26 protein-coding genes and 1 rRNA gene are annotated in these 25,993 nt (G+C 67.8%); 20 read left to right on the top strand and 7 right to left on the bottom strand.

Features of this window, described 5'->3' with window-relative positions:
• Positions 1-2: 2 nt before the first annotated feature.
• A 5S ribosomal RNA gene (gene rrf, locus KW843_RS16895) occupies positions 3-115 on the top strand.
• A 299-nt stretch (positions 116-414) separates the two neighbouring features.
• Here rrf and KW843_RS16890 read toward each other — a convergent pair.
• On the bottom strand, positions 415-1,494 hold the full coding sequence (locus KW843_RS16890) for an MBL fold metallo-hydrolase (RefSeq protein ID WP_218296298.1): 1,080 nt from the start codon (positions 1,492-1,494) through the stop codon (positions 415-417).
• Between the two features lie 125 nt (positions 1,495-1,619).
• Between KW843_RS16890 and KW843_RS16885 the strand changes: the two genes are divergently transcribed.
• From KW843_RS16885 to KW843_RS16840, 10 genes are all read left to right on the top strand, one after another.
• Complete coding sequence (locus KW843_RS16885) at positions 1,620-2,015, top strand: MerR family DNA-binding transcriptional regulator (protein ID WP_218296297.1); 396 nt, start codon at positions 1,620-1,622, stop codon at positions 2,013-2,015.
• Between the two features lie 48 nt (positions 2,016-2,063).
• The gene (locus KW843_RS16880) at positions 2,064-2,525 is read left to right on the top strand and encodes a PaaI family thioesterase (protein WP_218296296.1); all 462 of its coding nucleotides are present in this window, start codon (positions 2,064-2,066) and stop codon (positions 2,523-2,525) included.
• A 41-nt stretch (positions 2,526-2,566) separates the two neighbouring features.
• Entirely contained in the window at positions 2,567-3,757 is a 1,191-nt protein-coding gene (locus KW843_RS16875) for an isovaleryl-CoA dehydrogenase (RefSeq protein WP_218296295.1), read from the top strand.
• A gap of 34 nt (positions 3,758-3,791) precedes the next feature.
• The gene (can, locus tag KW843_RS16870) at positions 3,792-4,451 is read left to right on the top strand and encodes a carbonate dehydratase (RefSeq protein WP_010466789.1); all 660 of its coding nucleotides are present in this window, start codon (positions 3,792-3,794) and stop codon (positions 4,449-4,451) included.
• Between the two features lie 48 nt (positions 4,452-4,499).
• A complete protein-coding gene (gene aceK / locus KW843_RS16865) occupies positions 4,500-6,305 on the top strand; it encodes a bifunctional isocitrate dehydrogenase kinase/phosphatase (RefSeq protein WP_218296294.1) in 1,806 nt (601 codons plus the stop codon).
• A 55-nt stretch (positions 6,306-6,360) separates the two neighbouring features.
• Positions 6,361-7,554, top strand: a complete 1,194-nt coding sequence (locus KW843_RS16860; protein ID WP_218296293.1) for an acetyl-CoA C-acyltransferase — start codon at positions 6,361-6,363, stop codon at positions 7,552-7,554.
• Between the two features lie 46 nt (positions 7,555-7,600).
• Positions 7,601-8,656, top strand: coding sequence for a DUF695 domain-containing protein (locus KW843_RS16855; protein WP_218296292.1), 1,056 nt, complete (start codon positions 7,601-7,603; stop codon positions 8,654-8,656).
• 13 nt (positions 8,657-8,669) lie between these two features.
• The gene (locus KW843_RS16850; protein WP_218296291.1) at positions 8,670-9,302 is read left to right on the top strand and encodes a pyridoxamine 5'-phosphate oxidase family protein; all 633 of its coding nucleotides are present in this window, start codon (positions 8,670-8,672) and stop codon (positions 9,300-9,302) included.
• An 87-nt stretch (positions 9,303-9,389) separates the two neighbouring features.
• Complete coding sequence (locus tag KW843_RS16845; protein WP_218296290.1) at positions 9,390-10,058, top strand: SDR family oxidoreductase; 669 nt, start codon at positions 9,390-9,392, stop codon at positions 10,056-10,058.
• Positions 10,059-10,100: 42 nt separating this feature from the next.
• The gene (locus KW843_RS16840; protein WP_218296289.1) at positions 10,101-11,231 is read left to right on the top strand and encodes an acyl-CoA dehydrogenase family protein; all 1,131 of its coding nucleotides are present in this window, start codon (positions 10,101-10,103) and stop codon (positions 11,229-11,231) included.
• Positions 11,232-11,295: 64 nt separating this feature from the next.
• Here the strand turns inward: KW843_RS16840 and KW843_RS16835 are convergent, their stop codons facing one another.
• From KW843_RS16835 to KW843_RS16825, 3 genes are read right to left on the bottom strand one after another with little or no spacing between them, the layout of a single operon-like run.
• Entirely contained in the window at positions 11,296-13,083 is a 1,788-nt protein-coding gene (locus tag KW843_RS16835) for a hybrid sensor histidine kinase/response regulator (RefSeq protein ID WP_218296288.1), read from the bottom strand.
• Entirely contained in the window at positions 13,080-13,274 is a 195-nt protein-coding gene (locus KW843_RS16830) for a hypothetical protein (protein WP_218296287.1), read from the bottom strand. The genes KW843_RS16835 and KW843_RS16830 overlap by 4 nt, the downstream gene beginning before the upstream one ends.
• A gap of 21 nt (positions 13,275-13,295) precedes the next feature.
• On the bottom strand, positions 13,296-13,949 hold the full coding sequence (locus KW843_RS16825; protein ID WP_218296286.1) for a response regulator transcription factor: 654 nt from the start codon (positions 13,947-13,949) through the stop codon (positions 13,296-13,298).
• A gap of 183 nt (positions 13,950-14,132) precedes the next feature.
• Here KW843_RS16825 and KW843_RS16820 point away from each other — a divergent pair, with 183 nt between their 5' ends.
• Complete coding sequence (locus KW843_RS16820) at positions 14,133-15,200, top strand: hypothetical protein (protein ID WP_218296285.1); 1,068 nt, start codon at positions 14,133-14,135, stop codon at positions 15,198-15,200.
• Positions 15,201-15,274: 74 nt separating this feature from the next.
• Here the strand turns inward: KW843_RS16820 and KW843_RS16815 are convergent, their stop codons facing one another.
• Complete coding sequence (locus tag KW843_RS16815; RefSeq protein ID WP_218296284.1) at positions 15,275-15,754, bottom strand: DUF421 domain-containing protein; 480 nt, start codon at positions 15,752-15,754, stop codon at positions 15,275-15,277.
• A gap of 132 nt (positions 15,755-15,886) precedes the next feature.
• On the opposite strand from KW843_RS16815, the gene KW843_RS16810 reads away from it, so the two are divergent.
• The 4 genes from KW843_RS16810 to KW843_RS16795 are packed head-to-tail and all read left to right on the top strand — an operon-like array spanning position 15,887 to position 19,203.
• On the top strand, positions 15,887-16,585 hold the full coding sequence (locus KW843_RS16810) for a DUF4197 domain-containing protein (protein ID WP_218296283.1): 699 nt from the start codon (positions 15,887-15,889) through the stop codon (positions 16,583-16,585).
• A gap of 15 nt (positions 16,586-16,600) precedes the next feature.
• Positions 16,601-17,053, top strand: coding sequence for a YchJ family protein (locus KW843_RS16805; protein WP_255591056.1), 453 nt, complete (start codon positions 16,601-16,603; stop codon positions 17,051-17,053).
• A gap of 50 nt (positions 17,054-17,103) precedes the next feature.
• The gene (locus KW843_RS16800; protein WP_218296282.1) at positions 17,104-17,757 is read left to right on the top strand and encodes an HAD family phosphatase; all 654 of its coding nucleotides are present in this window, start codon (positions 17,104-17,106) and stop codon (positions 17,755-17,757) included.
• 27 nt (positions 17,758-17,784) lie between these two features.
• Complete coding sequence (locus KW843_RS16795; protein ID WP_218296281.1) at positions 17,785-19,203, top strand: patatin-like phospholipase family protein; 1,419 nt, start codon at positions 17,785-17,787, stop codon at positions 19,201-19,203.
• Positions 19,204-19,260: 57 nt separating this feature from the next.
• Here KW843_RS16795 and KW843_RS16790 read toward each other — a convergent pair whose 3' ends face one another.
• Positions 19,261-19,941: a glutathione S-transferase family protein gene (locus KW843_RS16790; protein WP_218296280.1), complete on the bottom strand. Its 681-nt coding sequence runs from the start codon at positions 19,939-19,941 to the stop codon at positions 19,261-19,263.
• 116 nt (positions 19,942-20,057) lie between these two features.
• Entirely contained in the window at positions 20,058-21,068 is a 1,011-nt protein-coding gene (locus KW843_RS16785; RefSeq protein WP_255594798.1) for an AraC family transcriptional regulator, read from the bottom strand.
• Between the two features lie 209 nt (positions 21,069-21,277).
• Here KW843_RS16785 and KW843_RS16780 point away from each other — a divergent pair, with 209 nt between their 5' ends.
• From KW843_RS16780 to KW843_RS16765, 4 genes are read left to right on the top strand one after another with little or no spacing between them, the layout of a single operon-like run.
• The gene (locus tag KW843_RS16780; protein ID WP_218296278.1) at positions 21,278-23,014 is read left to right on the top strand and encodes an AMP-binding protein; all 1,737 of its coding nucleotides are present in this window, start codon (positions 21,278-21,280) and stop codon (positions 23,012-23,014) included.
• A gap of 22 nt (positions 23,015-23,036) precedes the next feature.
• Positions 23,037-24,644 carry a carboxyl transferase domain-containing protein gene (locus tag KW843_RS16775; protein ID WP_218296277.1) on the top strand — a complete coding sequence of 536 codons (1,608 nt, stop codon included), beginning with the start codon at positions 23,037-23,039 and terminating at the stop codon, positions 24,642-24,644.
• Positions 24,645-24,661: 17 nt separating this feature from the next.
• Positions 24,662-25,171, top strand: coding sequence for a DinB family protein (locus KW843_RS16770; protein WP_218296276.1), 510 nt, complete (start codon positions 24,662-24,664; stop codon positions 25,169-25,171).
• Entirely contained in the window at positions 25,168-25,947 is a 780-nt protein-coding gene (locus KW843_RS16765; RefSeq protein ID WP_218296275.1) for an enoyl-CoA hydratase/isomerase family protein, read from the top strand. The genes KW843_RS16770 and KW843_RS16765 overlap by 4 nt, the downstream gene beginning before the upstream one ends.
• The last annotated feature ends 46 nt before the right edge of the window (positions 25,948-25,993 follow it).

The raw sequence follows: 25,993 nt of genomic DNA, 5'->3' as shown, positions 1-25,993 counted from the left end.
TGCCTGATGACCATAGCAAGTTGGTACCACTCCTTCCCATCCCGAACAGGACAGTGAAACGACTTTGCGCCGATGATAGTGCGGGTTCCCGTGTGAAAGTAGGTCATCGTCAGGCTCTTACAGCCCAGAAAACCCCAGTCAGCAATGACTGGGGTTTTTTGCTTTGGGGGCGGCGAAAAGCAAGCATCCATTCAGCTGGGTTCTCTGCAGGTCTGGACCTTGGTGAGCTCTATGAGCGTCTGATGGAATGGACTCACCCTGCTCTTGTGCCCCCGCTTCGCGAAAAACCCGCCACACGTCTTCTTCATCACTCTGCGGCACCTGCCTATACGGGGCAGCGCCTTTCCACCACTGCGCCACCCACACGTGTGACGAAGACGCCTGAGCTCCAATGCACCGGCGGTTCGCGCAAGTTCAATGCTTGCGTGGGGTTTCAAACCTGTGAACGCCAGCGGCGTCGAGAACCCGATGCAGTTGGCGGTCAAACCACAGCAGGTGCAGATGGGCCAGTGCCTCGCCCATCGCAAAGGTCATCTGGTGGGCATCCAGCTTTCGCTTGAACATGATGGGCAGCACATCCGCCGCTGACAAAGGGCCCGATTTCGCAGCCTCCAGGATTTCTGCCAGCCGATCCCGGTGATGGTTCTGCAGTTGCTGGATGCGTTCATGCAATCCCTGGAAGGGTTTGCCATGAGACGGCAGCACAAGCGTGTCAGCCGGCAATGCGAGGTACCGGAGCAGGGAGGCCAAAAAAAGCCGCAGAGGGTCCGATTCGGGTTCTGCCGCGTGGACGCTGACGTTGGTGGAAATGCGCGGCAACACCATGTCGCCACTGATCAGGGAGGACAATTCCGCGCAATACAGGGCAATGTGCTCAGGCGCATGCCCGTACCCGCTGATGCACTGCCAATCGCGGCCACCGATTTCGATGACATCACCTTCCATAAGCCTGCGGAAGGTCGGCGGCAGGGCGGGCACCAGGGTCGGGAAGTACGACACGCGTCCCCGGACATGCTGGAGAAATTCCACATCCTGCATGCCATGCAGGGCATAGAAGTCGGCGCTGGCCTCGCCACCGAATCCATTGCGGTCGTATACCGCGGTTCTCGCCACGTTGTAGTCGGTGGCGCTGATCCAAAGGCGTACTTTCCATCGGTCGCACAGCCAATGCGCCAGCCCGATGTGGTCCGGATGCATGTGGGTCACGATCACGCGCAAAATCGGCAACCCTTCCAGGCTGCTCGCAAAAACCTGCTCCCACTGTGCACGCGTGGTCGCACTGTCGATGCAGCAGTCCACCACCGTCCAGCCGCTGACCATGGTGCCGTCGGCGTCGGGTTGCCGGTCGCGCAGCAACCACAGGTTGATGTGGTCCAGCGCGAATGGCAAGCCCATGCGGATCCACTTGACGCCAGGTGCGACTTCCATGGTGCCCCCCTGCGGAGGGAGTGCATCGCCAAGCGGGTAGTGGATCTGGTGTTCGAGTGGGTTCATGGCGGTCGTGGTATGGGTTAGCATTGACGTTAACGTAAACGTCATGCATCCGATGCATTGTAGGGAGCTGCGGCCGCGGGGCTGTCTCCTGTGCGAAACCGACCTTGCTGCACGCAGTACCCACCATGGCCAACACCTACACCATCAGCGATCTCGCCAAAGAGTTTGATCTCACCACGCGGGCGATCCGCTTTTATGAAGACATGGGCCTGCTGCAACCGGAACGCACGGGACCAGCGGGCCGAAACCGCGTCTACAGTGCCCGTGACAGGACCCGATTGCGCCTCACGCTCCGCGCCAAGCGACTGGGGCTGTCGCTGACGGAGGCCAAGGAGATCATCGACCTGTACGACAGTCCCCGCGACACGGGCGTGCAGCTGCGCAAGTTTCTGGATGTGCTTGTCGTCCATCGCAAGCAGCTCGAGGAACAGATGGCTGACCTGCAGGCCAATCTGGAGGAGGTCCAGGAGCATGAAAACGAGGCGCGGGCACTCCTGCTGAAGGTCGAAAAGCAAAAATGATTCATAATTGACGTTTACGTAAACGTAAATGCTGATCAGGAGATTGCCTTGAGCACGCCCCCCCTTGAGCCCCGGTGCGCTGACTACGCGGAGCGCGTGCGCGCCAGCTTCGCCCTTCAGGGCGCCATGCAGACGTTGGGCGCGCGCCTGGCCCGCGTGGCGGCGGGGGCGGTCGACATCGAGCTCGAATGGGCTCCGGCACTTACCCAGCAGCATGGCTTCCTGCATGCCGGCATGGTGGCCACCGCCCTGGATTCGGCCTGTGGCTATGCGGGGTTCACCCTGATGGGCCCCGACGCCGCCGTGCTCACCATCGAATTCAAGATCAACCTGCTGGCCCCCGCCAAGGGCCAGCGTTTTCGCATGGAGGGACGGGTGCTGAAGCCCGGCCGCACCATCACCGTGTGCGAGGGCCGTGCCTTCGCCATAGAAAACTCCCAGGAAAAGCTGGTGGCCACCATGGGGTGCACCCTCATGGCCGTCACCGGGCGCGACAACATCCAAGGCTGAACAAGCCACCTTCCACAATCTGTTTTGAGGAGACATTCACCATGAGCATTCCCGCCAACCTGCCTGGCCTCAACTTCCAACTGGGCGAGGATATCGATGCCCTGCGCGATGCCGTGCGCGACTTTGCGCAGGCCGAGATCGCGCCGCGCGCGGCCGAGATCGACCGCAGCGACCAGTTCCCCATGGACCTGTGGCGCAAGATGGGCGACCTGGGCGTGCTCGGCATCACGGTGCCCGAGCAATATGGCGGCGCCGCCCTGGGCTACCTCGCCCACATGGTGGCCATGGAGGAAATCTCCCGCGCCAGCGCCTCCGTGGGCCTGTCTTACGGCGCGCACAGCAACCTGTGCGTGAACCAGATCAACCGCAACGGCAGCGAGGCACAAAAGGCCAAGTACCTGCCCAAGCTCATCAGTGGCGAGCATGTGGGTGCGCTGGCCATGAGCGAGCCGGGCGCGGGCTCTGATGTGATCAGCATGAAGCTCAAGGCCGAGGACAAGGGGGGCTACTACCTGCTCAACGGCAACAAGATGTGGATCACCAATGGTCCGGATGCCGACACCCTCGTGGTGTACGCCAAGACCGAACCCGAAATGGGCGCGCGTGGCGTCACGGCCTTCCTGATCGAAAAAGGCATGCCGGGATTCAGCATTGCGCAAAAGCTCGACAAGCTGGGCATGCGTGGCAGCCACACGGGCGAGCTGGTTTTCAACAATGTCGAAGTGCCCGCCGCGAATGTGCTCGGTGGCCTGAACCAGGGCGCCAAGGTGCTGATGAGCGGCCTGGACTACGAACGTGCGGTGCTGACCGGCGGCCCGCTGGGCATCATGCAGTCCGTGATGGACAACGTGATCCCGTACATTCACGACCGCAAGCAGTTCGGCCAGAGCATTGGCGAGTTCCAGCTCATTCAGGGCAAGGTGGCCGACATGTACACCGTGCTGCAGGCGGGGCGCTCGTTTGCCTACACTGTGGCCAAGAACCTCGACATGTTCGGCACCGACCACGTGCGCCAGGTGCGCAAGGACTGCGCCAGCGTGATCCTGTGGTGCGCGGAAAAGGCGACCTGGATGGCAGGCGAAGGCGTGCAGATCTACGGTGGCAATGGCTACATCAACGAATACCCGCTCGGCCGTCTGTGGCGCGATGCCAAGCTGTATGAGATCGGTGCGGGCACCAGCGAGATCCGCCGCATGCTGATCGGCCGCGAGCTGTTTGCCGAAACCTGCTGAGCTTCACTTCTTTCACTGACTCTCCAAGGACAACATGCCCTCCTCGATCGACGACCTGTTTGTTCACAACCGCGCCTGGGCGGCCCAGATGGAGCGCGAGCGGCCCGGGTTCTTCACCAGCCTGCTGGCCCAGCAAAAGCCCAAGTACATGTGGATCGGCTGCTCCGACAGCCGCGTGCCCGCCAACCAGATCACGGGCCTGGAGCCGGGCGAAGTGTTCGTGCACCGCAACGTGGCCAATGTGGTGGTGCCCACCGACCTGAACTGTCTTTCCACCATCCAGTACGCGGTGGACCAGTTGCACATCGAGCACCTCATGGTGGTGGGGCACTATGGTTGTGGTGGCGTGCTGGCGGCCCTGGAAGGCACGCGCGTGGGCCTGGCCGACAACTGGATCCGCCATGTGCAGGACGTGCGCGACCGCCACCGCGACCTGATTGCCGCCACCGCCCCGGAGTGGCGCCACGACGTGCTGTGCGAACTCAACGCCATCGAGCAGGTGGTCAACATCGCCCAGACCACGGTGATGCTCGATGCGTGGGGACGGGGCCAGAAGGTCACGCTGCACGGCTGGTGCTATGGGCTCAAGGACGGTCTCATCAACAACCTGCACATGTCCGTGGGCAGCACCGAAGGCCTGGACTCGCTGTACAAGGCGGCGATCGCCGGTGTGGCTGCCGTCAAAAGGCAATAGCCCGCCTCTTGCCTGACCGCATTGCGATGCCTGCGCTGAAAGACTGCCATGTTCCCGCAACGGCTTGATGCTCCCCAGGCCTACGGCATTGCCAAGGCCATGATGGACGGTTTCAACCGGCACTACCGGCTGTTCCGCACCGAGTCGGCGCGGGCCAAGCACCGCTTCGAAACCGGCGACTGGCACGGCCAGCAGCGGGCGCAGCGCGAACGCATCGAGTTCTATGACCTGCGCGTGAAAGAATGCGTGCGCCGGCTGGAGAAGGAATTCAGCGCGGGCGCGCAGCCCATGGACGTGTGGCACCAGATCAAGCTGCATTACATCGGCCTCTTGGTCAACCACCACCAGCCCGAACTGGCCGAGACCTTCTTCAACTCGGTCACGACCAAGATCCTGCACCGCACGCATTTCCACAACGACTTCATCTTCGTGCGGCCTGCGGTCAGCACCGAATACATCGAGAACGAAGAGCCCGCAGCGCGCCCCACCTACCGCGCGTACTACCCCTCCCGCGACAATCTGCACGAGACGTTCCAGACCATCATCGAGAACTTCCAGTTGCAACGCGAGTTTGCGGACTTGGCGCGAGACAGTGCCTGCGTGGTGGCCGCCGTGCGCGGCCGTCTCGACAAGGTGCGGCTGCGCGCCAACTTCCAGATTCAGGTGCTCACCAGCCTGTTCTTTCGCAACAAGGGCGCCTATGTGGTGGGCAAGATCATCAACGGCTTCAACGAAGTGCCGTTTGCGCTGCCCATCCTGCACGACGATGCTGGCAGACTGTTCATCGACGCCGCGCTGTTCGGCGAAGACGATATGCAGATGCTGTTCAGCTTCGCCCGCGCCTACTTCATGGTGGACATGGAGGTGCCCAGCGCCTACGTGCAGTTCCTGCGCAGCCTCATGCCGCGCAAGCCGCGCGCCGAGATCTACAACGCGCTGGGCCTGGCCAAGCAGGGCAAGACCCTGTTCTACCGCGACTTCCTGTACCACCTGAAGCATTCCAGCGATCAGTTTCGCATCGCCCCCGGCATCAAGGGCATGGTGATGCTGGTGTTCGACCTGCCGAGCTTTCCGTTCGTGTTCAAACTCATCAAGGACTATTTCCCGCACCAGAAGGAAACCACGCGCGAGCAGATCAAGGCCAAGTACCTGCTGGTCAAGCAGCACGACCGCGTGGGCCGCATGGCCGACACGCTGGAGTACAGCGAGGTGGCCTTTCCCCGCGACCGGTTTGACGATGCACTGATTGCCGAGATCGAGAAGTTCGCCCCCAGCCAGCTGGAGATCAGCGACCGCGATGGCGACGGCCAGACCGAAGTCATCATCAAGCACCTGTACATCGAGCGGCGCATGATCCCGCTCAACATCTACCTGCAGGAGGCCTTTGACACCGGGCTCTCCGACCCGCGTGCGCGCCAGCAGATGGAGCACAGCGTCATCGAATACGGCAACGCCATCAAGGACCTCGTGGCCGCCAACATCTTCCCCGGCGACATGCTCTGGAAGAACTTCGGCGTCACGCGCAATGGCAAGGTCGTGTTCTACGACTACGACGAGATCGAATACCTCACCGACTGCAACTTCCGCCGCGTGCCCACGCCGCGCAACGAGGAGGAAGAGATGAGCGGCGAGGTCTGGTACAGCGTGGGCCCGCGCGATGTGTTCCCCGAAACCTTCGGCCCTTTCCTGCTCGGCAACGACGCCGTGCGCGAGGTGTTCATGTCGCACCACGCCGACCTGCTCGACGCCGCGTTCTGGCAGTCGCACAAGGAGCGCATCCAGGCGGGCCACATGTTCGACGTTTTTCCCTACGACACGGACCGGCGCTTCGCGCAGGGCGCGCCGGCCCGGTAGTCCATTTCATTCAACCCCCGACTTTCGTCTGAACCCTTCCCAGGAGATTTGCACCATGTCCGCATCCACCCAAGACCCCATCGTCATCGTCGGCGCCGCGCGCACCCCCATGGGCTCGCTGCAGGGCGACTTTTCCAGCCTGGCCGCGCACGACCTGGGCGGCGCCGCGATCAAGGCCGCCATCGAGCGCGCCGGTGTGTCACCCGACGCCGTGGGCGAGGTGCTGTTCGGCAACTGCCTGATGGCCGGCCAGGGCCAGGCGCCCGCACGCCAGGCGGCCTTCAAGGGCGGCCTGCCCAAGGGCGCTGGCGCGGTCACGCTCAGCAAGATGTGCGGCTCGGGCATGAAGGCCGCGATGATGGCGCACGACATGCTGCTGGCCGGCACGCACGACGTGATGGTGGCCGGCGGCATGGAGAGCATGACCAACGCCCCCTACCTGCTGCAGAAGGGCCGCGGCGGCTACCGCCTGGGCCATGACCGCATCTTCGACCACATGATGCTCGACGGCCTGGAAGACGCCTATGAAGCAGGCCGCAGCATGGGCACCTTTGGCGAAGACTGCGCCGCCAAGTACCAGTTCACGCGCGAGCAGCAGGACGCGTTCGCCACGGCCAGCGTGCAGCGCGCCAAGGCCGCCACCGAGTCCGGCGCGTTCGCGGCCGAGATCGTGCCCGTCACCGTCAAGACCCGCGCGGGCGAGACCGTGGTGTCGGTGGACGAAGGCCCGGGCAAGGTCAAGCTGGAGAAGATCGCCACCTTGAAGCCCGCCTTCAAGAAGGACGGCACCATCACCGCCGCATCCAGCTCCAGCATCAACGACGGCGCCGCCGCGCTGGTGATGATGCGCGAATCCACCGCGAAGAAGCTCGGGGCCAAGCCGCTGGCGCGCATCGTGAGCCACGCCACCCACGCGCAAGAGCCCGAGTGGTTCGCCACCGCCCCCCTGGGCGCCACGCAGAAGGCGCTGGCCAAGGCCGGCTGGGAAGTGGGCGACGTGCAGCTGTGGGAGATCAACGAGGCCTTCGCCGTGGTGCCCATGGCGCTGATGAAAGAGCTGGACCTGCCGCACGACAAGGTCAACGTGAACGGCGGCGCCTGCGCCCTGGGCCACCCCATCGGTGCCAGCGGCGCCCGCATCATGGTCACGCTGATGTATGCCCTCCAGGCACGGGGCCTGACCAAGGGCCTGGCCACGCTGTGCATCGGCGGCGGCGAAGCCACGGCGGTGGCGTTGGAACTCGTTTGATGCGGGAGGGAGATGGGATGATTTGGCTCTTTTCACAAGGACAGTGATGACCGCACCCTCTCCCGAGATCACCGCCTTCTGGCGCGCGTTTTCCGATGCCCAGGCATCGCTCCAGGCCCAGCCGCTGCGCGAGCGGGTCGAGTCCGCCAACGCGCTCATCGAGCGCCACCTGGGCGGCCTGGCGCTGGAGATGTCCGGCGGCGACGGCGATGCGGTGGTGGACCTCATCGTCACCGCCCACGGCAGCACCGAAAAATTTCCACTGCTGATGCAGGCGGTGGCGGCCGCGCCCGCGCTGCAGAACTACCGCGTGCGCGCGTTCCGCGAGCGCACCACGCAGCCGGACTTTCCCATCGGCATGGACGGTTTCCAGCTGGCCACGTCCGAGGTGCTCATCGCCCTGGACCAGGATGGCGGGCAGGCCGCGCTGGAGATCCGCTTTGGCCGCGAGATCCCGAGCGACTACCAGGACCATGCGCGCAACATGGCGTTCATCATGCTCGACCATGTGCTCGGCGAGTACGACTTCGCCGTCAAGGTGGGGGCGGTGGATTTTGTCGGGCAGGCTGGCGACCCGCAGGCGCAGTGGGTCCCACTCAGCCAGTTGCCTCCGGTGTTTGATCGCTACTGGGTCGAGACGCTGGGCCGCACGGGAGACTTCCCGGCGGGTGAACACGACTGGTCGGGCATGACGCTGGCGTTCGGCGGCGAGCCCGGAGATGGCGACGACGACGAAGGCCCCGGGGTGCGCGAGGACACCGCCATTGTCATGGTCAACCGCAGCGCCAGCCCCGTGGCCATGCGCGCCGACCTGTCGCACGCGCTGGTGCTGGACCTGGCCGTGGGGGACCGCGATGAGCTGGCCGCCGTGCAGGCGCTGCAGGACCAGGCCGCCACGCTGCTGGAGCTGCCCCAGCTGGGCATCCTGGCCTACACCCTGACCCGTGCCGGGCGCCGCAAGGCCGTCTACTACGTGGGCGACGAGCAACTGGCCAGGCAGGCGCTGGCACCCCTGCTGCTGCGGGACGAGGCCGAGTCGCTGGTGCTGTCCACCACCTATGACCCGGCGTGGTCCGGCTACTTCGAATTTGCCGCGCATTGACCTGGACGCGACCATGATCGAAACCACCGAGCAGCTGCGCGCCCTGTATGCCGCCCCAAGCGAGCGGGCCCTGCACAAGCAGCAACCGCAGCTGGATGCGCACTGCCAGCGCTTCATTGCCCTGTCGCCGTTCTGCGTGGTGGCCAGTGGTGGCCTCCATGGCGCATTGCTCGATGCCTCGCCGCGCGGCGGTGCGCCCGGTTTCGTGAAGTCGCCCGATGCGCACACCCTGCTGCTGCCCGACGCGGGGGGCAACAACCGGCTCGACACCCTGACCAACCTGCTCGACGACCCGCGCATCGGCCTGCTGTTCATGATTCCGGGCGTGGACGAAACCCTGCGGGTGAACGGCACGGCGCGCCTGCGCGACGAGGCGCTGTACACCGACTTCTTCACGGCCGAGCGCCAGCGCCCAAAGATAGTGATCGAAGTGCGCGTGGCCGAGGCGTATCTGCACTGCTCCAAGGCCTTCATGCGCTCGCGGCTGTGGTCGGCTGATGCGCAGGTGGACCGCGCCGCGCTACCCACCATGGGCCAGATGATCCACGACCAGATGGGCCTCGCCACCGAGCCTGAGTCGCAAGTGGCGATGCTGCAACGCTACCGCGCCCAACTGGCGCAGGAGCAGCAGCTCGGCGACGCTTGAGGGTGTTGAGAGTGATTGCTACTATTTTGATAGCTATTGGCGCTTGATATATAGGCGCCAGGGCCCAATTCAATCCAAATTTCAACCATGAAATCCATACTTGTCATCGGCGCATCGCGCGGCATCGGTCTGGAGCTGGTGCGCCAGTACGCCGAGGCGGGCCGCCGCGTGATCGCCACCGTGCGCGACGACGCGGGCCGCGAACGGGTGCAGGCCCTGGGCGCCGAGGTGCTCACCGTGGACGTGGCCAACCCCGCCAGCGTGAGCGGGCTGGCCTGGCAACTGGACGGCGAAAAGATCGAGACCGCCTGGTACGTGGCGGGCGTCATCCGCCGTCCCAACGCGCTCACGCCGCCCACGCAGCAGGACTTCGACGCCGTCATGCACACCAACGTGCTGGGCGCCATGCAGGCGCTGCCGCAGGTCGCGCCCCTGGTGGCCGACGCGCAGGGCGTGTTCGCGTTCCTGTCCTCGTCCATGTCGCAGATTGGCAGCGTGCCGGGCAGCGGCTCCTGGCTGTACCGCACCAGCAAGGCGGCGCTGAACATGGCGGTGGCCGCGGCCCAGCATGACTACCCAGGCGCCACGCTCATCACCATCGACCCCGGCTGGGTGCAGACCGACATGGGCGGCGAAGGCGCCGCGCTGACGGTGCAGGACAGCGTACGCGGCCTGCGCGCCACCGTGGCGGGCGTCACCGCCGCCGACAAGGGCCGCCTGCTGCACCACGACGGCCGCCGCGCCACCCACTGGTAACTCTTTCGACCGAACCCACAACGACTTCTGGAGACAACCCCGATGCTGCTGACCCAAGACCAGGAAATGATCCGCGACGCGGTGCGCGACTTCGCGCAGGAACAGCTGTGGCCCCACGCCGCGCGCTGGGACAAGGAACACCACTTTCCCAAGGAGGCGCACCAGGGCCTGGCCGCGCTGGGCGCGTATGGCATCTGCGTGCCCGAAGAATTTGGCGGCGCCCACCTCGACTACGTCACCCTCGCGCTGGTGCTTGAAGAGATCGCGGCCGGCGACGGCGGCACCAGCACCGCCATCAGCGTGACCAACTGCCCGGTCAACGCCATCCTCATGCGCTATGGCAACGCCCAGCAAAAGCGCGACTGGCTCACGCCGCTGGCCCGTGGCGAGATGCTGGGCGCGTTCTGCCTGACCGAGCCGCATGTGGGCTCCGATGCCTCGGCACTGCGCACCACGGCCGTCAGGCAGGGCGACGAATACGTGATCAACGGCGTCAAGCAGTTCATCACCAGCGGCAAGAACGGCCACGTGGCCATCGTCATCGCCGTGACCGACAAGGGCGCGGGCAAGAAGGGCATGAGCGCCTTCCTCGTGCCCACCAGCAACCCGGGCTACGTGGTCGCGCGGCTCGAAGACAAGCTGGGCCAGCACAGCAGCGACACCGCGCAGATCAACTTTGACCACTGCCGCATTCCGGCCGAAAACCTGATCGGCGCGGAAGGCGAGGGCTACAAGATCGCCCTCGGCGCGCTCGAGGGCGGCCGCATCGGCATCGCCGCGCAAAGCGTGGGCATGGCACGCAGTGCCTTCGATGCGGCGCTGGCGTATTCGAAAGAGCGCGAGAGCTTCGGCACCGCCATCTTCAACCACCAGGCCGTGGGCTTTCGCCTGGCCGACTGCGCCACGCAGATCGAAGCCGCGCGCCAGCTCATCTGGCACGCCGCCGCGCTGCGCGATGCGGGCCGGCCCTGCCTGAAGGAAGCCGCCATGGCCAAGCTGTTCGCCAGCGAGATGGCCGAACGCGTGTGCAGCGCCGCCATCCAGACCCTGGGCGGCTACGGCGTGGTGAACGACTTCCCGGTGGAACGCATCTACCGCGACGTGCGCGTGTGCCAGATCTACGAAGGCACGAGCGACGTGCAGAAGATCATCATTCAGCGTGCGCTGGCTTGATGCTGATTGCTACGAATTGAATAGCTGTTGGCGCAGAATGGGAAAGCGCCAGGGCCTGTTTTGTTCAAGTTTCTTGCGGCGGCAGCCACTGGGCCAGCACCGCATGGAGCGCGTCCACATCCGCGGGCTTGCGCAGCACCAGGTAGCCCTCGGCATCGGCCTCGTGCAGGGCGGGTGAGTCAAACTCGCCGCTCACCATGGCTCCGCGCGCGGCGGGGCAGCGCTCCAGCAGGGCGCGCAGCACGTCAAAGCCGCTATCGCCCGACGACAGGTGCTGGTCGCACAGGATGGCCTGCGGTGCAAAGCCGTTGTCCAGGTGGGCGTGGGCCTCGCCGGGGGTGCGGGCGGTGCGCAACGCTATGCCCCAGCCGCCCAGCAGGGCCGACCAGGCCCGCAGCACGTGGGGATCGTCGTCCAGCACCAGGCACCGGCCCTGCAGGCGGGGCCAGGTGCGTGGCGCGGCGGTGCCACGTGCGTCGGGCGCCAGCGCAGGCGCGGCCGTGGCCGGCAGCTCGATCCAGAAACACGACCCCCGCCCCGGACGCGAGGCCATGCCCTGGCGTGCACCCATCAGCGCCACGCAGCGCGCCACCACGGCCAGCCCCAGGCCGTGGCCTTCGCGGTGGAGGTGCCCCGCGCTCTGCGGGCGGTAGAAGGCCTGGTAGATGGCGGCCTGCTCCTGTGGTGCCACGCCTTCGCCGGTGTCCCACACCTCCAGCCGCCAGTGGCCACCGCGCTGCCGTGCGCCCACCAACACCCCGCCCCGCAGTGTGTAGCGCAAGGCGTTGTGCACCAGGTTGGCCAGCGACTGCCGCACCAGCGCGGGGTCGGCCAGCACCGTGGCGTGCGCCGGGGGCGGGCGCATGCGCAGGGCCAGCCCGCGCGCGGTGGCTTCGGTGACGAACTGGTGGCGCAGGTCGTCGAACAGGTGGGCCAGCGGCACGGGCGCGGGCCGCAGCTCCACCGTGCCTGATTCGATGCGCGACAGGTCGAGCAGGGCGTCGAACATCTGGCTGAGCGAGTGCATGCTCAGCCGCCACTGGCCCAGCAAGGGGCCGATGTGCGGGTGGTCCTGGCCCTGCAGCGCAATGGCTTCGGCCAGCAACGCCATGGCGTGCACGGGCTGGCGCAGGTCGTGAGCGGCGGTGCTCAGAAACCGGTTCTTCTCGGCCAGCGCGGCTTCGGCCGCGTCGCTGGCCTCGCGGTAGCGCTCGGCCAGGTCGCGGCTGCGCTCTTCCAGCACCACCTGGCGCACGAAGAACCGGTGCGAGTTCATGGCGCTGCGGTAGATCACGGCGGCCATCACCAGCGTCATGGGCAGTACAAACGGCCACTGCGCCGGAAACGCCCAGGGGATCATCGCCAGCCCACCCACCGCACCCACGAAATACATGCGGTAGACAGCGAGCGTGGCGGTCATCTGCGCTGCGTTGGCGGCCAGAATGCCCGCCAGCGTGATATGCAGCAACAGCATGAATTCGTAGCTGGCGTGGCCCAGCGACAACGCTATCGAGAGTGAAACACCTACCCCGTGCACCAGGGCCAGGTAGCACACGCGGCGGGTCCAGGGGGGCAGCAGGACTTCGGGCGGCCGCAAGGCGCGTTCGCGCCGGTACTGCCGGTGGCCCCACCCCACGAACAGCAACACGGGCAGGTATGCGCCTCCCCACGCCAGCAGCGGCATGGCCTGCCCACCCTGCCAGCCCAGCAGCAGGCCAAACAGCAGCCCCATGGCGGGCATGACCGACATGCCCAGCCGCAGGCGCGCAAAAGAGGCTTCGAGCAGCAGCAGCCAGCCTTGTGCGCTGGGCGCGCCGTGCGCGTGGCCCGGGGCCTTGGTGTTGGGCGTCATGTGCCTGCGAAGGTGGCCGCCGCCTCCCGGCGGCGCCGCAGCCGGCGCACCTGCCGCCACATGCCCAGGGCCGCGCGGGCGTGGACCGCGGTCCAGGCCGGGATGCGCACCTGGCCGCGCTCGCCCGGTCCGGTGCCGGCGCGGGGATGGGGGTGGGGAAACCAGCGGCGCGGCAAGAACTGGAGTGGCATGGGGCGCGGGCGGGCCGGTGTTCAGGCGGGTGGATCGGGCAGGACCAGCCGGCGCCCGCGCAGTCCCGTGATGGCCTCCACGCGGGTGCGTGCGCCCAGGCGCAGGAGGATGGCGCTCATGTGCTCCTTGACCGTGCTCTCCGACAGGTCGTACTGCAGCGCGATGCGCTTGTTGGGCAGCCCCTGCAGCACCAGCGCCAGGATTTCGCCCTGGCGCACCGACAGGCCCAGTTCGGCAGGCGTGACCGGCAGGTCGCGGCTGCGCGGGGGCTGGTTGCCGGGGGGGGCGGGCACAAACCAGGCCAGGCCGCCCAGCAGGGCCTCCACCGCCTGGGCGAAGATCTCTGGCGGAGTCTGCTTGTGGATGAAGCCGTGCGCGCCCGCCTGGCGCACGCGCTCCATCATGGCCGGGTCGTCGTCGCCGCTGACGACCGCCAGCGCGGTGCCGGGGCAGTGCTCGCGCACCAGCGCGATCAGGCCCAGCGCGGCACCTTCGGCCAGCCAGAAGTCGACGAGCGCGATGGCGGGGGCACCCCGCGTGGCCACCAGCGGCAGAAAGTCATCGGCGCACCCGGCCACGGCCACCTCCAGGTAGGGCAGGCGCAAGCGCAGGAATTCGGCCACGCCGCGTGCTACCAGCGGGTGGTCGTCCAGGATGAGTGCATAGGGTGACATGGGGGCCGGGGGGCGCTGCGGCGCCGGGCGCCAGGATGCCGCAGCAAAGCAAATTCTGCCAAGTGTGGACCGGAAGGGGCGGCGCGCAAACCCTACCTCGGTAGGGTTTTGCGGCGGGCGGCGTGCCGCACAGAATCCGCCCCCGTTTCACCCATTCATTCACCACCCAGGAGGTTTCCGTTCATGACCCCCACAAGCGCAAAGTTCACCCGGCACCACGCACGGCCCGCAGTCCGCTGGGCCCCTCTTGGGCTGGCCGCGGTGTTGCTGGCGGGCTGCGGGGGCGGCGATGGCGACGGCGGCACCACGCCCCCGCCCACGGCCGGGGCCTTCACCGTGGGGGGCTCCGTGGTCGGCCTGGGCGCCGGCAAGGCGCTGACCCTGCAGAACAATGGCGGCGATGACCTGGCCCTGAGCGCCAACGGCGGTTTTGTGTTCGCGGCCCGGCTGGACCGCGGCGTGGCCTATGCCGTCACCGTCAGGACGCAGCCCGGCGGCCAGCGTTGCGCCGTGGCGCAAGGCACGGGCACCGCCACCGCGAACGTGGGCGATGTGCAGGTGCGCTGCGAGAACCTGGCGGCGGCCACCTTCACGGTGGGGGGCTCGGTATCGGGCCTGGCGGGCGGCGCAGTGGTGCTGCAGAACAACGGCGGCGATGACCTGTCCCTGGCCAGCAACGGTGGCTTCGCGTTTTCCACGGCGGTGGCCACGGGCAGCCCCTATGCCGTCACGGTGAAGACCCCGCCCGCAGGCCAGAACTGCGCGGTGCGCAACGGCAGCGGCACGGTGGGTTCGGCCCATGTCGGCTCGGTGGAGGTGGCCTGCACCACGGCCGTGGCACTGCCGCAGGGGGACTGGAAGCAGGAGCGTTGCACGCCCATCGGCCCGGGCCAATGGGGCCGGTCGCTGTGGCGCATCGTGCGGCAAGGCGAGACCCGGGCCACGGTCAGCCTGGGCGTGGCGACCTACTCCGACGGGAACTGCACCGCCGCGGGCGCGGTCATTGGCGGGCAAGGGGGCGATGGGGGCAATTTCACGTTTGACCGCACGGGCGCGACACCCACGCTCGCCGCCTTCTGGGGCAGCTGGGCCCAGGTCACGGGGTTGACCTCGCGCACCGTGTGGGCGCGCAAGGGCCCCTATCTGTGCCCGCTGGGCGACCAGAACCCGAGCCTGTTCGGCTCGGCCGCCGCCGTGGAGGCCTCGGCCGACATCTCCATCCAGAACAAGGCCTGCTACACCCAGAACTGAACCCCCGTGCTCCCTGCGGGCCGTGGCGGCCCGCGGGCACGGCCGGGCGGCTGGACGGGGGCGGGGGCGGAATTTCAGCCGCCACTGCCCCGGCGCCGCAGCACCACCGTGATCTGCCCATTGGTCTCGATGGTCGCGCGCTCCACCTCGTGCAGGTGCAGGCATCCGCTGGCGCGCAGCGCGGCCTCGAGGTCGTCCGGTGAAAGCAGCTCCTTGCGCAGGAGGTCGGCGTTCACCTGTCCCTGCTCCACCAGCACCCGCGGCGTGCCGTCGATCAGCCGCTCCATCCACGCGAAGCGGAACGTCAGCTGCGCCAGCACCACGTGGCAGCCGATGAGCGTGGTGGCCGAGACGAGCCCGCCCACCAGCGAGTTGTCGCCCGCGTTCATCGAGTTCTGCACCGCGTTGGACAGGATCAGCAGCAGCACGAGGTCGAACGGCGCGTACTGCCCTGTCTGCCGCTTGCCTGTCAGGCGCAGGAACACCAGCAAAAAGACATAGACCACCACGCCGCGCAGCACGAACTCCCACCACGGCACATTCATTTCCCACATTGCAGGCTCCTTCTTGGAGGGTTGTGTCGCGTGCCAGTCTACGGCGCTGAGCGAAAATCCCGGACATGCCACCTGCCAGGCCGGCCCACACCCCGTGCGGCCCCGGTCCCTTCACAGAAAGAAAACACCTCCATGCAACGCCGCCAATTCCACCAAGCCAGTGCCCTGGGGGCGCTGCTGTGCGCCAGCTGGCAGCAGGCCTGGGCCCTGTCGCTGGGCGATCTCTCCAATGCGGATGCCACGGGTGGCCTCAAGGCCGCGCTGGGCCAGGGTGCCCAGGCCGCGGTGTCGCTGCTGGGGCGGCCCGACGGTTTCCTGGGCAATCCCAAGGTGCGCATCGGGCTTCCCGGCTACCTGGACGACGCGGCCAAGGTCATGAAGTCGCTGGGCCAGGGCAAGCGCGTCGATGAGCTGGTCACCTCCATCAACCGCGCCGCCGAGGCCGCCGTGCCCATGGGCAAGGACCTGCTCGTGGGCGCGGTGCAGAACATGACGGTGACGGACGCCAAGAACATCCTGGCGGGAGGAAGCACCTCGGTGACGGCCTTCTTCGCCGAGAAGACGCGCGTGCCGCTGGGGGAGCGCTTCCTGCCGGTGGTGGACCAGGCGACGGAGAAGGTGGGCCTCACCCAGAAGTACAACGCCTTCGCTGGCAAGGCCGCGGGCTTCGGACTGCTCAAGCCCGAAGAGGCCAACCTGGCGCGGTACGTCACCGGCAAGACGCTCGATGGCCTGTACACCATGATCGGCGAGGAAGAGCGCCGCATCCGCCAGGACCCGGCCGGCGCGGGCAGTGCCATCGCCCGCAAGGTGTTCGGCGCGCTGCGCTGATCGCCGTTCACCGCGATGCGCACCCCGCCCATGGCCCTGGCCGACAGCGCACCCTGCCCGTGCGGACGCACCGTGGCGCCCGCGGGCCGGCGCGCCGGCGGCACGGCCGCCGTGCTGCGTTATGCCGACTGCTGCGGCCGCTATGTGGACCATCTGGAAGCGGCGCCCGCGCCCGACGCCGAAAGCCTCATGCGGTCCCGGTACACCGCGTTCGTGGGCGAGCGGGCCGAGTACCTGCAGGCCACCTGGCACCCCACCACGCGCCCCGCGTCGATGGATTTCGATGCGGGCGCGCGGTGGCTCGGGCTTGCGGTGCGCGGCCACCGCGCCACGGGCGAAGGCCGTGCGGAAGTCGAGTTCGTGGCGCGCTACCGCGTGGGCGGCCGTGCCGTGCGCCTGCACGAGACCAGCCGCTTCGTGCGCGAAGGCGGGCGCTGGTTCTATGTGGATGGCGATGTCCACGGTTGAAGTTTGCATGAAAATGACCTCAAGCCCTTTATCCATAAGTGCCATAAGCTATGAAATTTGAAGCAATACTGTTCGACTGCGACGGGGTCCTGGTGGACAGCGAACCCATCACCAACGGCGTGCTGCGCGACATGCTCGCGGAGGCCGGCTGGGCCCTGAGCGCCGAGGAGTGCATGCGCATCTTCATCGGAAAGACCGTGCGCAGCGAGGCCGCCCGCATCGAGACCCACACCGGCCGGCCGCTCACCGATGCATGGATGGCCGATTTCTATGCGCGGCGCAATGCCGAGCTGGACCAGCGCCTCACGGCCATCGAGCACATCCACGGCACCATCGAGCGCGTGCACGCGCACCACGGCGGGCGCATCGCCTGCGCCTCGGGGGCCGACCGGCACAAGGTGGAGATGCAGCTGGCCAAGGTGGGCCTCACGCCCTTCTTCGAGGGCCGCATCTTCAGCGGCCACGAAATGCCGCGCACCAAGCCCGCGCCGGACGTGTACCTGGCGGCGGCCGCCGCGCTGCAGGCGCAGCCCCTGCGCTGCGCGGTGGTCGAAGACACGGTGACGGGCGTCACTGCGGGGGTGGCGGCGGGCGCCACGGTGTTTGCCTATGCGCCGCTGGACGATGGCGAGGCCCTGCGCGCGGCGGGGGCGTCTGAGGTGTTTCGCAGCATGGCCGAGCTGCCGGCCTTGCTGGGCTGCTGACCGCTGCTGTTCGCACCAGGACACGCCATGCCCAAGCACAGCAGCCAGCTGCCACGGTGGCTACGCAACTGCGCCGCGCTCGCGGCCCTCGGCGTTCTCATGGGCTGCTCGTCGGTGCGCCCCTGGATCAACGAGCCGCTGCCGCCCGAAGACCGGGACATCCCCGTGCGCAAGTCCGAGCGCGACCCCACCATCCTGGTGGCCGTGACGCTTTCGGGCGGCGGCGCGCGCGCGGCCGCCTTCGGCTTCGGCGTGCTGACCGAGATGCAGCAGACCCGCTTTCGCTGGAATGGGCGGGACACCACCCTGCTGGACGCCACGGACGTGGTGAGCGGCGTGTCGGGCGGCAGCATTGTTGCCGCCTACTTCGCGGCGCATGGCATCGAGGGGCTGCCCCGGTTCGAGCACGACTTCCTGCGGCAGAACTTCCAGAACAGCCTCATCACCCAGGCCCTGCGGCCCGGCAACCTGGTGGACCTGACCTCGCCCTGGCTGGGCCGCACCCACCTGCTCGCGCGGCGGCTGGACGACCTGTACGGCGGGCTGACCTTCGGCGATGTGGAGCGGCGCCCGCGCCACCCGCAACTGTTCATCACCGCCACCGACATGTCGCTGGGCACGGGCTTCGAGTTCACCTGGGAGCAGTTCACGCTGATCTGCTCGGACCTGCGCAAGGTGCCGCTGTCGTTTGCGGTCGCGTCCTCGTCGGCCGTGCCGCTGCTGCTCAGCCCGATGACGCTCAAGAACTACGCCGACCAGTGCCCTGAACGCCGCACCGGCTCCACGGCCAGCGCGCGCGCCGCGGCCGCTGGCGACTACCGTGCCCGGCTGTACCGCGCGCACGAACTGAGCTACACCGACGCGCAGCGCAAGCCCTACATCCACCTGGTGGACGGTGGCCTGGCCGACAACCTGGGCGTGCAGCGCCTGCTGGACCGGGCCCTGGCGGGCGGCGGCCTGCGCCAGACGTTCAGCGAGGTGGGCATCCCGCCCGCCACCATCCGCAAGCTGGTGCTGATCACCGTGAACGCGGAGCGCGATCCGTCGGTCAACATCGACATGAGCGACCAGGTGCCCAACATGGCCCAGGTGGTGGATGCGCTGCTGTTCGGCACCGGCGCACGCGCCACGCGCGAGACGCAGGAGTTCCTGCGCGACATCACCCAGCAGTGGCGCCAGGCCCTGGCCGCGGGCTCCACGGGCAGCGGCGATGCCTTCGCGCCCGATGCCGAGATCCATGTGATTCCCGTGAACCTGCGCGACGCGCCGGACGACGTGGCGCGGCGGCGCCTGCTGCAGGTGCCCACGGCGTTCTCCATCTCCCACGAAGAGGTCACCGACCTCATCGAGGCCGGCGGCAGCGTGCTGCGGCATTCGCCCGAGTTCCGCGCGCTGGTGCAGTCATTGCTGCACGGCGCACCCAGGTCGCCGCAGCCGTCGCAGTGACAGAGGCGCGGGGCCGGTAGGCCGACAGCCCGCGCGGGCAGGCCTTTCGTCCCTGGCTCAGGGCCGCGTGTCGGGCGCGGGGGTGGTGGGCACGTCCTGGTCCTCGGCCGCTTCGATCTGCGCCGCCAGGGCCCTCTGGTAGCCGGGGCGCTGCTGCAGCCGCTGCCAGTAGGCGCGCGTGGCCTCGCCGAACTGCGGCTCCAGGTCCAGGTGCTCGGCCAGCAGCAGCGCATAGCCCACCGACACATCGGCCGCCGTGAAGCGGCCCGCGCACAGGTAGTCGCTGCGGGCCACGGCGGCCTCCACCGCGCGCAGGCGCGCCAGGAACCAGCGGCTGTAATCCTCCACCACCTGGGGCTGCTTGCGGTCCGCGGGTTCGAAACGCCCATAGCGCAGCACCAGCGTCTGCGGAAAGGTGAGCGTGGCCTCGCCCAGGTGCAGCCAGTTCAGGTAGGCGCCAAAGGCCGGGTCGGGGGGGCGCACGTCCAGCCCGGCGTCCGGGTGCGCGGCGGCCAGGTACTGGCAGATGGCGGCCGATTCGGTCATGCGCACCTGGTGTGGCGCCTTGCCCTGCACCAGCAGCGGCACGGTGCCCAGCGGGTTCTCTTCCAGGAACCAGCGGGCGTGTGCGCGCGGCGGAAACGGCAGCATGTGCAGCACGTACGGCAGCCGCAGCTCTTCCAGCATCCACAACGGGCGGAAGGAGCGGGCGCTGACGCAGTGGTACAGATGGATCATTGGTGCGGTGGGGGCATGGCGGTGTGGTGACCGGGCCCGCCAGTGTAGTGGCGGGTGGCGAAAGTGCGCTGGCCGGTGCCGTCCTGGCGACGCTCGTCACGCAGCGCCGCACCGCTTCATGCGGCGTTGCGCGCCTTGCGCCGGAACTCCGCCGGCGAGTCCCCCGTCCAGCCGCGGAACGCGCGGATGAAGCTCTTCTCGTTGACGAAGCCCGCCGCCTCGGCCACCTGCTTGATGGGGCGGTCCGTGCGGTGCAGCAGGTCCACGGCGCGGCTTTGGCGCACCTCGTCCTTCAGGCCCTGCAGCGTGGCGCCTTCTTCCTTGAGCTGGCGGTGCAGCGTGCGCGGCGACACATGCAGCAGGCCCGCGAGCGATTCGGCGCTGTGCTGGGGCAGCGCATGCGCCAGTTGCCCGGCCACGGGGGCGCCCAGCAGCTGGCGCACGCGCTGCACCAGCAGCCGGTCGCGCCGGTACTGCAGCACCGTCAGGGGCAGGGCGTGCTGCAGCATCTGGCGCAGGGCCTGCTCGTCGCGCCGCAGGGGCAGGCTGAGGTAGCGCGCATCGAAGTGGATGGCCGTCCGCGGGGCGCCAAAGGCCACCGGGCCGCGGAAGAGCACCGCGTACGCGTCCGCATGCGGCGGCGCGGCGAACGCGAACTCGGCGGCGATCAGCGGTATGCGCGAATCCACCAGCCAGCAGGCCAGCCCGTGTGCATTGCGCAGCACCGAGACCAGGCAGAACTCGCGCAACGCGCCCAGGTCGCGTGCTTCGGCGATGCCCAGGGTGGCGGTGCCGCCCTGGACCGTGAGGTGCAGCGCGATATCGTCCGCGAGCAGCCCGTGGTGGCGGCACCAGCGTGCCAGCGCCACCTGCAGGTTGGGCGAGCTGATGGACGCGCGCGCCAGCATGCCGTAGCTGCCCCAGGGCAGGCGCCGGCTGAACCAGCCCAGGGCCTCGTCGTCCAGCTCCTGCATGGCGGCATCGGAGATCTGCTCCATCTGCCAGGCGGTGATGCGGGCATGGGGATCGTGCAGCAGCTCCGGCGCGATCTGTGCCTGCGCCAGGGCGCGTTCGGGGCCCATGCCCCGGCGTTCGTAGGCCAGCGCGATCGCCCGCACGAAGGCCATGGGCGTCACGGCGGGTGCGCTGGCGGGGGCCAGGGCCTGCCAGGCCGGCTCGGGGGTGGGGGCAACGGGTTTCACACAAGGCAGTGTGCCCGATGCGTGGCACGATTTGCAACCTTTGTGGCAACCAGGGCCGGACCAGGGCTTCTATGCTTACGGATCGCCGCCCCGCCGCCGCACGCGGGAGGGAGAGCCATGCAAGGAGACACAACATGACGACGACCCCTGCCGCCTTTGCCGCCGCAGCCCCTCTCGCCGGCAGCCACGCCCGTGGCGCCAGCGGCGTCCCGCTGATCGAGCAGACCATCGGCGACTTCTTTGCCGGCATGGTGGCCCGCCAGCCGGGGCGCGAGGCGCTGGTCAGCGTGCACCAGGGGCGCCGCTACACCTACGCCGAACTGCAGGTCCAGGCGCAGCGCCTGGCCAGCGCGCTGCTCGGCCAGGGCCTGGTGCCCGGCGACCGCGTGGGCATCTGGTCGCACAACAACGCCGAATGGGTGCTGATGCAACTGGCCACCGCGCAGGCGGGCCTGGTGCTGGTCAACATCAACCCGGCCTACCGCACGTCCGAAGTCGAATACGCCCTGAACAAGGTGGGCTGCAAGCTGCTGGTGACCATGGCGCGCTTCAAGACCAGCGACTACCTGGGCATGCTGCGCGAGCTGGCGCCCCAGTGGCAGCACCAGCAGCCGGGCCAGCTGGGCGCGGTGAAGCTGCCCCACCTGCACACGGTGGTGTGGATCGACGAGGCGGGCCAGGGCGCCGACGGGCCCGGGCTGCTGCGCTTTTCGGACCTGATCGCGCGCGGCGATGCGGCCGACCCGCGCCTGGCCCAGGTGGCCGCCACGCTCAAGGCCACCGACCCCATCAACATCCAGTTCACCAGCGGCACCACGGGCTTCCCGAAGGGCGCCACGCTCACGCACCGCAACATCCTGAACAACGGCTTCTTCATCGGCGAATGCATGAAGCTCACGCCCGAGGACCGCCTGTGCATCCCCGTGCCGCTGTACCACTGCTTCGGCATGGTGCTGGGCAACCTGGCGTGCCTGACACACGGCGCCACCATCGTGTACCCCAACGACGGGTTCGACCCGCTCACCGTGCTGCAGACAGTGCAGGACGAGCGCTGCACCGGCCTGCACGGCGTCCCCACGATGTTCATCGCCGAGCTGGACCACCCGCGGTTCGCCGAGTTCGACCTGTCCACCCTGCGCACCGGCATCATGGCGGGCTCTCCCTGCCCCACCGAGGTGATGAAGCGCGTGGTGGAGCAGATGAACCTGCGCGAAATCACCATCGCCTACGGCATGACCGAGACCAGCCCGGTCAGCTGCCAGAGCAGCACCGACACGCCGCTCGACAAGCGCGTCTCCACCGTGGGCCAGGTGCAGCCGCACCTGGAGGTCAAGATCGTGGACCCCGACACCGGCGCCGTGGTGCCCATCGGCCAGCGCGGCGAGTTCTGCACCAAGGGCTATTCGGTGATGCACGGCTACTGGGGCGACGATGCCAAGACCCGCGAAGCCATCGACGAAGGCGGCTGGATGCACACCGGCGACCTCGCCACCATGGACGCCGAGGGCTATGTGAACATCGTCGGCCGCATCAAGGACATGGTGATCCGTGGCGGCGAGAACATCTACCCGCGCGAGATCGAAGAGTTCCTGTACCGCCACCCGCAGGTGCAGGACGTGCAGGTGGTGGGTGTGCCCGATGCCAAGTATGGCGAGGAGCTCTGCGCCTGGATCATCGCCAAGCCGGGCACGAAGCCCACCGAAGACGACATCCGCGCCTTCTGCAAGGGCCAGATCGCGCACTACAAGGTGCCGCGCTACATCCGCTTCGTCACCAGCTTCCCGATGACGGTGACGGGCAAGATCCAGAAGTTCAAGATCCGCGATGAGATGAAGGATCAGCTCGGTCTGGTCGAAGCCAAGACCGCGTGAAACACACAAGAAGCAACACAGCATGACCATTCTCGACACCCAACTCAACGCCCGCTCGGCGGACTTCCTGGCCAATGCCGCCGCCATGCGCACGATGGTGGACGACCTGCGCGCCCAGCTCGACAAGGTCGCCCAGGGCGGCGGCGAGGCGGCCCGCGCCAAGCACACCGCGCGCGGCAAGCTGCTGCCGCGCGAGCGCGTGCAGATGCTGCTGGACCCGGGCACGCCGTTTTTGGAACTGGCCCCGCTGGCCGCGCTCAACATGTACAACAACGATGCGCCCAGTTCGGGGCTGATTGCCGGCATCGGCCGCGTGAGCGGCGTGGACTGCATGATCGTGTGCAACGACGCCACGGTGAAGGGTGGCACCTACTACCCGCTCACCGTCAAGAAGCACCTGCGCGCGCAGGAAGTGGCGCAGCAGAACCACCTCACCTGCATCTACCTGGTGGACTCCGGCGGCGCCAACCTGCCCAACCAGGACGAGGTCTTTCCGGACCGCGACCACTTCGGCCGCATCTTCTTCAACCAGGCCAACATGAGCGCGATGGGCATCTCGCAGATCGCCGTAGTCATGGGCAGCTGCACGGCCGGGGGCGCCTACGTGCCGGCCATGAGCGACGAGTCCATCATCGTCAAGAACCAGGGCACCATCTTCCTGGGCGGCCCGCCGCTGGTCAAAGCCGCCACGGGCGAGGTCGTCACGGCCGAGGACCTGGGCGGTGGCGACGTGCACACGCGCCTGTCGGGCGTGGCCGACCACCTGGCGCAGAACGACATGCACGCGTTGCAGTTGGCTCGCAATGCCGTGCGCAACTTGAATAAAAATAAGGCTATAGCGCACGCAGATCAAGCGCCGATAGCTCCTAAATTTGTAGCGGAAGAGCTCTATGGCGTGATCCCCGTGGACACGCGCAAGCCCTTCGACGTGCGCGAGATCATTGCCCGCATCGTCGATGGCAGCGAGTTCGACGAGTTCAAGGCGCGCTATGGCACCACGCTGGTCACGGGCTTCGCGCGCATCGAAGGCATGATGGTCGGCATCATCGCCAACAACGGCATCCTGTTCAGCGAGTCGGCCCTGAAGGGCGCGCATTTCATCGAGCTGTGCTGCCAGCGCAAGATCCCGCTCGTGTTCCTGCAGAACATCACCGGCTTCATGGTCGGGCGCAAGTACGAGAACGAAGGCATAGCGCGCAACGGCGCCAAGATGGTCACGGCCGTGGCCACGGCCAGCGTGCCCAAGTTCACCATCATCATCGGCGGCAGCTTTGGCGCCGGCAACTACGGCATGTGCGGCCGCGCGTACTCGCCCCGCTTCCTGTGGATGTGGCCCAACGCGCGCATCAGCGTGATGGGCGGCGAGCAGGCGGCCGGCGTGCTCGCCACCGTCAAGCGCGACGGCATCGAGGCCAAGGGCGGGCAGTGGAGCATGGAGGAAGAAGAAGCCTTCAAGGCACCCATCCGCCGCCAGTACGAAGACCAGGGCCACCCCTACTACGCCACTGCCCGCCTGTGGGACGACGGCGTGATCGACCCGGCCGACACCCGCCGCGTGCTGGCGCTGGGCCTGGCGGCCACGCGCAATGCGCCCATCGAAGACACCAGGTTCGGCCTGTTCCGCATGTGACCGTGCCGGGAGCCGCCATGGACGCCGTCGCCCACTTCACCCAGCTCGCACGCTACAACGTGTGGGCCACGGCGCGCCTGCTCGATGCCGTGCGGGCGCTGCCTGAAGAGGCCTACCGGAGCGATGTGGGCCTGTTCTTCCACAGCATCCATGGCACGCTCAACCACCTGCTGGTGGGCGAACACCATCTGTGGTTCGTGCGGTTTGCCGAAGGCACCTCGCCCAAGATGGCGCTGGACGCCGAACTGGAAAGCGACCGCGCGCGGCTGGATGCCCGCCTGCGCGAGGGCGCGGCCCGCTGGGCACCGCTGATCGCTTCGTTCGCCCCAGGCCGCTGGGACGGTACGCTGGACTACACCACCATGCGCGGCACGGCGGCATCGCTGCCGTTCGCGGCCACGCTGGCGCATGTGTTCAACCACGGCACGCACCACCGGGGCCAGATCACCGCCGCATTGACCGCCCTGGGCCAGTCCAGCCCCGAGCTGGACCTTGTCTACTTCCTGCAAAACCCGCCCAAGCCATGAGCCAGAACCTGTCCATCACCCACACCGGCGCCGTGGCGCGCATCACGCTCACGCAGCCCGAGATCCGCAACGCCTTCAGCGACGAAGTCATCGCCGAGATCACCGCCGCCTTCATGGAGGTGGGCGGGCGTGCCGATGTGCGCGCCGTGGTGCTGGCCGCAGAAGGGCCCGCGTTCTGCGCGGGCGCCAACCTGAACTGGATGCGCCGCATGGCCGACTACACGCGCGACGAAAACATCGCCGACGCCGGCAAGCTGGCCGAGATGCTGCGCGTGATCTACGCATGCGAGAAGCCCACCATCGCCCGCGTGCAGGGTGATGTGTACGCGGGCGGCATGGGCCTGGTGGCCGCGTGCGACATGGCGGTGGCGGTGGACACGGCGGGGTTTTGCCTCAGCGAGGTGAAGCTGGGCCTCATCCCCGCCACCATCAGCCCCTATGTGATCCGTGCCATGGGGGCGCGCGCCGCGCACCGCTATTTCCTGACGGCCGAACGCTTTGGCGCGGCCGAGGCGCTGCGCATCGGCTTCGTGCACGAGGTCGTGGCGGCCGACCAGCTCGACGCCAAGGTGGACGAACTGCTGAAAGCACTGACCAGCGCCAGTCCCAACGCCGTGCGCGTATGCAAGAAGCTGGTGATGGATGTGGCCGAGCGGGAAGTCAACGCGGGCCTGATCGCCGCCACCGTGCAGGGCATTGCCGACATCCGCGCCAGCGACGAGGGCAAGGAGGGCGTGCAGTCCTTCCTGAACAAGCGCAAGCCGAACTGGCTATGAAACACCCCCTGAGTCGCTTCGCGCCTTCCCCCTCTCTCGCTTCGCG

This window comes from Acidovorax sp. sif1233, from assembly GCF_019218755.1.
Taxonomy (GTDB): Bacteria; Pseudomonadota; Gammaproteobacteria; order Burkholderiales; family Burkholderiaceae_C; genus Acidovorax.
This window is presented reverse-complemented; position numbering and strand designations above follow the sequence as displayed.